This window comes from Variovorax sp. P4_D9, assembly GCF_056401695.1.
The window spans coordinates 1-4,388 of record NZ_JBFUIU010000730.1 but is presented as its reverse complement, the minus strand read 5'-3'; the positions used below and the strand labels follow the sequence as shown (position 1 = coordinate 4,388).

Annotated in this window: 4 protein-coding genes and 1 pseudogene; all 5 read right to left on the bottom strand. The window is 63.7% G+C overall.

Features of this window, described 5'->3' with window-relative positions; translation table 11 throughout:
* A pseudogene (locus AC1DY5_RS43790) lies at positions 1 to 332 on the bottom strand (PrkA family serine protein kinase); the annotation flags it as partial.
* A 19-nt stretch (positions 333 to 351) separates the two neighbouring features.
* A complete protein-coding gene (locus AC1DY5_RS43785; RefSeq protein WP_478120670.1) occupies positions 352 to 576 on the bottom strand; it encodes a hypothetical protein in 225 nt (74 codons plus the stop codon).
* A 239-nt stretch (positions 577 to 815) separates the two neighbouring features.
* A complete protein-coding gene (dnaJ, locus tag AC1DY5_RS43780; RefSeq protein ID WP_478120669.1) occupies positions 816 to 1,955 on the bottom strand; it encodes a molecular chaperone DnaJ in 1,140 nt (379 codons plus the stop codon).
* 92 nt (positions 1,956 to 2,047) lie between these two features.
* Positions 2,048 to 3,979, bottom strand: a complete 1,932-nt coding sequence (gene dnaK, locus AC1DY5_RS43775) for a molecular chaperone DnaK (protein WP_478120668.1) — start codon at positions 3,977 to 3,979, stop codon at positions 2,048 to 2,050.
* 104 nt (positions 3,980 to 4,083) lie between these two features.
* Positions 4,084 to 4,388 (bottom strand): nucleotide exchange factor GrpE (gene grpE, locus AC1DY5_RS43770; RefSeq protein WP_478120667.1); only part of this gene is annotated, 305 nt, incomplete at its 5' end.

The window sequence follows — 4,388 nt, the reverse complement described above, 5'->3', positions numbered from 1 at the left end:
GGACCCAGCAGGTACAGGATCTGCTTCTTTTCCTCCAGTCCCTGGGCGCCGTGCCGGAAGTACGACACCACCTGTTCGATCGCATCTTCCATGCCATAGAACTCGCGGAATGCCGGGTAGATCTTGATCACCTTGTTGGCGAAGATCCGGGACAGGCGCGGGTTGTTGCGCGTGTCGACCAGTTCGGGTTCGCCGATCGCCTTGAGCATGCGCTCGGCAGCGGTGGCGTAAGCCATCGGCTCCCGTTTGCAGATCTCCAGGTATTCCTGCAAGGACAAGACCTCTTCGCGGGTGCGCTCATATCGCGCTGCGAAGTTGCTGATGACATCCACCATAGACACCTCCATCGAGTCAGCCGGGCGCTGCCCGGGAAATCCGCGCCGCACACGTTGCATCGTTCTTCGCAGGAATGGTGCCAGGTGATGTGTGCACGCTGTGGAAAAACCCCTCGGGCATGAACTTGTTCAAAGCATAGAACAAAGAGYGCTTCGAGCAAATTGCTTTTCGGATAAGAATTTCATGGCCGTCTAAAAGTTCCAACGGAAAGCGGCAGCAATTGGCGAAATCGGCTGTCATCGTTTGGCTCCACCAGCCCATCCTACGAGCATGCTGAACTTCGTGCTTGGCGTCCGGCTGTCATCTGGCGGCGCCGCCGGCGAATGTAGGATCTATGCATATGACGCGTCGTTCTGTTGCGGATCCAACGCCCGGGGCGCCGGCGCCGCCTACGGGGAAAGCGCCGACAACAAAAAAGCGGCCCGCAGGCCGCTTTGGATTCGCCGCCGGGGACCCCGGCAGCCGCCGCTCCGGCGGCATCAGCTGAAGAATTCCTTGGCCTTGTCGAACCAGCCCTTGTCGGTCGGGCTGTGCTTGTCGCCGCCCTTCTTGAGCGACTCGTCGAGCTCCTTCATGAGCTTGCGCTGGTGTTCGGTCAGCTTGACCGGCGTCTCGACCCGCACGTGGCAGTACAGATCGCCCGGGTAACTCGAACGCACGCCCTTGATGCCCTTGCCGCGCAGCCGGAACTGCTTGCCGCTCTGGGTGCCGTCGGGAATGTCGATCGCCGCCGCGCCCTTGAGCGTCGGCACGTTGATCTCGCCGCCGAGCGCCGCCGTGGTGATGCTGACCGGCACCACGCAGTGCAGGTCGTCGCCGTCGCGTTCGAACAACTCGTGCTTTTTGAGGCGGATCTCGATGTAAAGGTCGCCGGGAGGGCCGCCATTGGTGCCGGGCTCGCCGTTGCCGGTGCTGCGGATCCGCATGCCGTCGTCGATGCCGGCCGGGATCTTGACTTCGAGCGTCTTGTTGTTCTTGATCTTGCCCTGGCCGTGGCAGGTGGTACAGGGCTCGGGAATGAGCTTGCCCGAGCCGTGGCAGGTCGGGCAGGTCTGCTGGACGCTGAAGAAGCCCTGGCGCATCTGGACCGCACCCTGGCCGTGGCAGGTGGTGCAGGTGATCGGCTTGGTGCCGGGCTTGGCGCCGCTGCCCTTGCAGGTGCCGCAGTCGTCCCAGCTCGGAATCCGGATCTGGGCGTCCTTGCCCTCGGCCGCTTCCTCGAGCGTGACCTCCATCGCGTAGCTCAGGTCGCTGCCACGGAACACCTGGCGGCCGCTGCCCTGGCGGCCGCCGCGGGCGCCGCCGAAGACGTCGCCGAAAATGTCGCCGAAGGCCTCGGCGAAGCCGCCGAAGCCTTCCGCACCCGGACCGCCGCGCATGTTCGGGTCGACGCCGGCGTGCCCGTACTGGTCGTACGCGGCCCGCTTCTGGCTGTCCGACAGCATTTCGTAGGCTTCCTTGACCTCCTTGAACTTGGCCTCGGACTCCTTGCCGGCGTCGCCGTGGTTGCGGTCGGGGTGATGCTTCATCGCAAGCTTGCGATAAGCCTTCTTGATTTCCTCCTCGCTCGCGTTCTTGGGAACGCCGAGGGTTTCGTAGTAGTCGCGTTTGGTGGCCATGGTCGGGAATCGGTGGCGAAATCGGGGGGTCAGGAAGCGGAAAAGGCCGGACCGCCTTGCCAGGGGGTCCAGCCTCGTTCAGGGTGGGAAGATCAGCCCTTCTTGACTTCCTTGACCTCGGCGTCGACCACGTTGTCGTCCGCCGGGGCGCTTGCAGCTTCCGGGCCAGCGCCCGGGCCGCCGGCCGCCCCAGCGGCCGCCTGGGCGTCGGCGTACATCTTCTCGCCGAGTTTCTGGCTGGCGCTCATCAGCGTGTTGGTCTTGTCGTCGATCGCGGCCTTGTCCTCGCCCTTGACGGCTTCTTCCACGTCCTTGATCGCCGCCTCGATCTTTTCCTTCTCGCCGGCGTCCAGGCTGGCGCCGTGCTCGGCCAGCGACTTCTTGACGCTGTGCACCATGGCTTCGCCCTGGTTGCGGGCCTGGGCCAGTTCGACCTTCTTCTTGTCTTCAGCCGCGTTCAGCTCGGCGTCTTTCACCATCTTCTGGATCTCGTCCTCGGACAGGCCCGAATTGGCCTTGATGGTGATCTTGTTTTCCTTGCCGGTGCCCTTGTCCTTGGCGCCGACGTGCAGGATGCCGTTGGCGTCGATGTCGAAGCTGACTTCGATCTGCGGCGTACCGCGCGAGGCCGGCGGAATGCCCTCGAGGTTGAACTCGCCGAGCAGCTTGTTGCCCGAGGCGATCTCGCGCTCGCCCTGGAACACCTTGATCGTCACCGCCGGCTGGTTGTCCTCGGCGGTCGAGAAGGTCTGCGCGAACTTGGTCGGGATCGTGGTGTTCTTGGTGATCATCTTGGTCATCACGCCGCCCATGGTCTCGATGCCGAGCGACAGCGGGGTGACGTCGAGCAGCAGCACGTCCTTGCGGTCGCCCGACAGCACCTGGCCCTGGATGGCGGCGCCGACGGCCACGGCTTCGTCGGGGTTGACGTCCTTGCKCGGCTCCTTGCCGAAGAATTCCTTGACCGTTTCCTGCACCTTGGGCATGCGGGTCATGCCGCCGACCAGGATCACGTCGCTGATGTCGTTCACGCTGACACCGGCATCCTTGATCGCGGTGCGGCAGGGGGCGACGGTGCGCTCGATCAGCTCGTCGACCAGGCTTTCGAGCTTGGCGCGCGAGAGCTTGATGTTCAGGTGCTTCGGGCCCGAGGCATCGGCCGTCACGTAGGGCAGGTTGATGTCGGTGGCGGCGCCGTTCGACAGCTCGATCTTGGCCTTTTCGGCCGCTTCCTTGAGACGCTGCAGCGCGAGCACGTCCTTGCTCAGGTCGACGCCCTGTTCTTTCTTGAACTCGGAAATGATGTAGTCGATGATGCGCTGGTCGAAGTCTTCGCCGCCGAGGAAGGTGTCGCCGTTGGTCGACAGCACCTCGAACTGCTTCTCGCCGTCGACATCCGCGATCTCGATGATCGAGATGTCGAAGGTGCCGCCGCCGAGGTCATACACCGCGATCTTGCGGTCGGCCTTGTCGTGCTTGTCGAGGCCGAAGGCCAGGGCGGCTGCGGTCGGCTCGTTGATGATGCGCTTGACGTCGAGGCCGGCGATGCGGCCGGCGTCCTTGGTGGCCTGGCGTTGGCTGTCGTTGAAGTAGGCGGGCACCGTGATCACGGCCTCGGTGACCGGCTCGCCGAGATAATCCTCGGCGGTCTTCTTCATCTTGCGCAGGATTTCGGCGCTGATCTGCTGCGGTGCGAGCTTCTTGCCGCGCACTTCGACCCAGGCGTCGCCGTTGTCGGCCTTGGTGATGCTGTAGGGCATCAGGTCGATGTCCTTCTGGACTTCCTTTTCCTCGAACTTGCGGCCGATCAGGCGCTTGACGGCGTAGATCGTGTTCTTCGCGTTGGTGACCGCCTGGCGCTTGGCCGAGGCACCGACCAGCACTTCGCCGTCTTCCTGGTAAGCCACGATCGAGGGCGTCGTGCGGGCGCCTTCGGAGTTCTCGATCACACGCGTGGTGTTGCCTTCCATGATCGACACGCACGAGTTCGTGGTGCCGAGGTCGATGCCGATGATTTTGGCCATGTTGTTTCTCCTGGACTCTGAAATTAGGTTGTTGTGAACTTGTGGATAACCCGCTGCGATTCAAGGGACGAAGCGGGGATTTCCTGTGGGTTTCTTGTTTGTTTTCAGTTCGGGCTGCTGACCGTCACGAGGGCTGGGCGCAGCACCCGATCGGCGATCGTGTAGCCCTTCTGGAGCACGTTCGCGATCGTGTTGGGCTCCTGATCCGGCACCGGCACCACCGAGATCGCCTGGTGCTGGTGCGGGTCGAATTTGCTGCCGGCCGGCGGCGCGATCTCGATCACCTTGTTGCGCTCGAGCGCGCTCTTGAGCTGACGCAGGGTGGCTTCGGTGCCCTCGCGCAGATGCTCGACGGTGGCCTCGGGGATCGCCAGCCCGGCTTCCAGGCTGTCGAGCACCGGCAGCAGGC

What these genes read in the sequence shown, in the direction of transcription:
- dnaJ (WP_478120669.1), bottom strand. Translation starts at nt 1,955, where the DNA reads ATGGCCACCAAACGCGACTACTACGAAACCCTCGGCGTTCCCAAGAAC.